The following is a 3189-nucleotide window of genomic DNA, read 5'->3' as shown; positions in this document are numbered from 1 at the left end:
CGCCGCGCCGCGCCTGGGCGACAAGGGCGGCGAGCGCCCGGGCTTCGGCGGTCAGCCGGCCGAGCTGTTCGTCGAGCTTGTGGGCGGCCTCGCGGGCCGTCGCCTCCGACCCTTGCGCGGCCGTGCGGTCTTCCTCGGCGGCCTCCAGGGCGGCGCGGGCGGCGGCGAGCGCGGCCTCGGCGGCCTCCAGCTCGGCCTTAGCCTGGGTGGCCTGCGGATTGGCGACGGCGCCCAGCGCCTCACGCTCGCTCCGCGCCTGGTCGAGCGCCCGGCGGGTGCGCGAGAGGCGCGTCTGGGCCTCCTCGATGCGGCTCAGCGCAGCTCGCCACTGGGCCTCCCCGGCGGCGGCCTGGGCGGCGAGCCCTTCGACCTCGGCGTCGGCGGCGGCGCGGGCGGCCTCGGCGGCACGGGCCGCAGCCTCCAGTTCGGGGATGCGTTCGGGCGCCGAGCGAATGGCCTCTTCCAGCGCGGCCAGGTCCTCGGCCATGCGCCTCAGAGCGGCGTCGGCGTCCTCGACGATGTGGCTTTCGCGGGCGCGATCGGCGTCGATGCGGGCGATGTCGCCGGTCAGCCGCTCCAACTCGGCGGCATGGGCCTCGTGCTCGCGGTCGAGCCGGTCTTTGTCTATGGCGAGCTTGTGCAGGATGGCCGCGGCGATGGTCTCGGCCTCGCGCAGCGGCTTGATCGCCTCCTCGGCCTGGGCCGCGCGGGTGGTGGCGGCCGCGGCGGTGGTGGCGGTCTCCTCGACGGCGCGGATAGCGGCGGCGGCCTCGGCGCCCAGGCGCTCGGCGGCAGTCTTGGCCTCTGCCCAGCGGGCATAGAGCACCGCGCCCTGCAGCGCGCGAATCTCGGCCGACAGCTTCTTGTAGCGTTCTGCCTGCCGGGCTTCGCGCTTCAGGCGGCTCAGCGTGGCCTCCAGCTCGCGGGCGACATCCTCCAGGCGCGCGAGGTTGGCCTCGGCGGCGCGCAGGCGAAGCTCAGCTTCATGGCGGCGCGAATGCAGGCCGGAGACGCCGGCCGCCTCCTCCAGGATCATCCGTCGGTTCTGCGGCTTGGCGGCGATCAGCTCGGATATCTGCCCCTGCCGCACCAGCGCCGGTGAGTTGGAGCCGGTCGAGGCGTCGGCGAACAGCAGCTGTACGTCGCGAGCCCGCACCTCGCGGCCATTGATCCGGTAGGTCGAGCCCTCGCCCCTGTCGATGCGGCGGACCACCTCCAGCACCGGGTTGTCGTTGAAGGCGGCCGGCGCGCGGCGGTCGGCGTTGTCGATGGTCAGCGCCACCTCGGCGTGGTTGCGCGAGGGGCGGTTGGCCGCGCCGGCGAAGATCACGTCGTCCATGCCGCCGGCGCGCATGGCCTTGGCAGAATTGGCGCCCATCACCCAGCGCAGGGCCTCGAGCAGGTTCGACTTGCCGCAGCCGTTCGGGCCGACGACGCCGGTGACGCCGGGTTCGATCCGGAACTCGGTCGGGTCGACGAAGGACTTGAAGCCCGAAAGGCGCAGCCGCTGGAAGTGCACGGGGGGTCTAACGGCCTCCCGGCTTGGTCGCTGCGGCGATGGCGACGTCGAGGTCGGCGGGCGTCAGCGGCACGTTCGCCACGCGTTTGCCGTTGATGAACAGGGTCGGCGTGGAATTGACCTGGTCCTGCTCGACGGCGCGCTTGGTGCGGGCTGTCACCGCGTCGATCGCCGCCTGGTCCTGGAGGCAGGCATCGAACTTGACCGCGTCGACGCCGTTGGCGGCGCCGATCTCCTGCAGGATCGGCTTGATGTTGCCGGATTGCCAGCGCGGCTGGCTGCGGAACACCTCGTCGACCACCTTGAAATATTTCGCAGGCCCCGCGCAGCGCGCCATCAGGAAGCCCGCCGCCGCCACGGTCTCCGGCGGCGTCAGGAACTCCTTCAGGGTGTAACGCACCTTGCCGGTGTCGATGTACTTGGCCTTCAGCGCCGGGAAGACCGCGTCGTTGAAGTGGGCGCAGTGCGGGCAGGAGAGCGAGGCGTACTCGATTACCTCGATCCTGGCCTTGGGATTGCCCAGGCTCATGTCGTCCGGCAGGACGGCCGGCGCGGCGGCGGCAAAGCCCGCGCCGAAAACGCCGGCGGCGGCGAGCAGGGCCACAGCAATGAACGGACGGCGGCTGGGCATGCGAAGGCAGTCCTCCTGGACCTCGGATTAAAGCGCGATTCCCGCCGCCGCAGCTAATCGGACGGCCAATCTCAGGAGGCGACTAGGCGATGGGACGGTGGCGGTTCTTAGTCAATCGCCCGCCGTTGTCGCAGCACCCCGCGCCCGAGCGCCAGCAGCGCGGTCTTCAGCGGCCCCTCGGGCGCATCGGCCAGGTCCTTGGCGAGCCCGGCCTCCTCGGCCGCGTCGAGCGGCGGCAGGCGCCGGCGGCTCTTGGCGGCAGGCTCATGCTTCTTCTGCAACGGTCCCTGCACGATGCGCAGCTTCTGCACCGCCTCGGCGCCTAGGAACAGGTTCACCCGCGCCAGGATCTCGTGAGCCTGATGCTGGATGATGGCGGCCGCAGGGCCAGCCACGCGGATCTCCAGGGAAGAGGGTCCCCCGTTTCGCCCGCGCGTCAGCTTCACCGGCTCGGTGCGTTTGGCGATCTCCGCGCCCACCACCTCGCGCCAGCGCGCCTCCAGCGCGCCGGAGCCCTGGCCGAACCTTGCATCGAACTCACGAAGGGCCTTGTTCAGCGCCCGGCCGAGCGGCGGCGGCGGGCGGCGCTGTGGCCGCGTGCGCTTCTCGCTGAGGATGCGGAGCGCCTCTTGCGGTGTCGGCAGGTCGCGGCGGGGCATGTCTCATTCTATCGTCATCCCACGGGCGCCTGAAAGGCGATCCGTGGGACCCAAGCTGAATCGATGCAGGCCGCATGGGTCCCGCGGATCGCGCTCGCGCGCGCCCGTGAGATGACGATATGTGGGCGGGTGACCGCCACAGAACTCCGCGCCCAGCTGCTCGCCTGGTACGACGCCAACGCCCGCGACCTGCCTTGGCGCGTCCGGCCGCAGCACCGCGCTGCGGGCATCCGCGCCGATCCCTACCGCGTCTGGCTCTCCGAGGTCATGCTCCAGCAGACCACCGTGCCCCACGCCGCGCCCTACTTCCTGAAGTTCACCGCCCGCTGGCCGACGGTTGGCGACCTGGCGGCGGAGGCTGACGGCGAGGTGATGGCGGC

At 72.0% G+C, this 3189-nt stretch carries 3 protein-coding genes and 1 pseudogene; 1 reads left to right on the top strand and 3 read right to left on the bottom strand.

The genetic code is table 11. From position 1 onward, the window contains the following. The 3 genes from JWP28_RS17735 to JWP28_RS17725 form a co-directional block, all read right to left on the bottom strand. On the bottom strand, positions 1 to 1519 hold a 1519-nt coding region (locus tag JWP28_RS17735; protein ID WP_299545006.1), incomplete at its 3' end, for an AAA family ATPase. A gap of 7 nt (positions 1520 to 1526) precedes the next feature. Continuing rightward, on the bottom strand, positions 1527 to 2150 hold the full coding sequence (locus JWP28_RS17730; RefSeq protein ID WP_299545004.1) for a DsbA family protein: 624 nt from the start codon (positions 2148 to 2150) through the stop codon (positions 1527 to 1529). Between the two features lie 107 nt (positions 2151 to 2257). Next, positions 2258 to 2809 (bottom strand): DciA family protein, encoded by a 552-nt coding sequence (locus JWP28_RS17725; protein ID WP_299545002.1) that lies wholly within the window; start codon positions 2807 to 2809, stop codon positions 2258 to 2260. Between the two features lie 111 nt (positions 2810 to 2920). On the opposite strand from JWP28_RS17725, the pseudogene JWP28_RS17720 reads away from it, so the two are divergent. Further along, positions 2921 to 3189, top strand: a pseudogene (locus tag JWP28_RS17720) (A/G-specific adenine glycosylase); the annotation flags it as partial.

The organism is Phenylobacterium sp., assembly GCF_028290885.1.
Lineage (GTDB): Bacteria > Pseudomonadota > Alphaproteobacteria > Caulobacterales > Caulobacteraceae > Phenylobacterium.
This window is presented reverse-complemented; position numbering and strand designations above follow the sequence as displayed.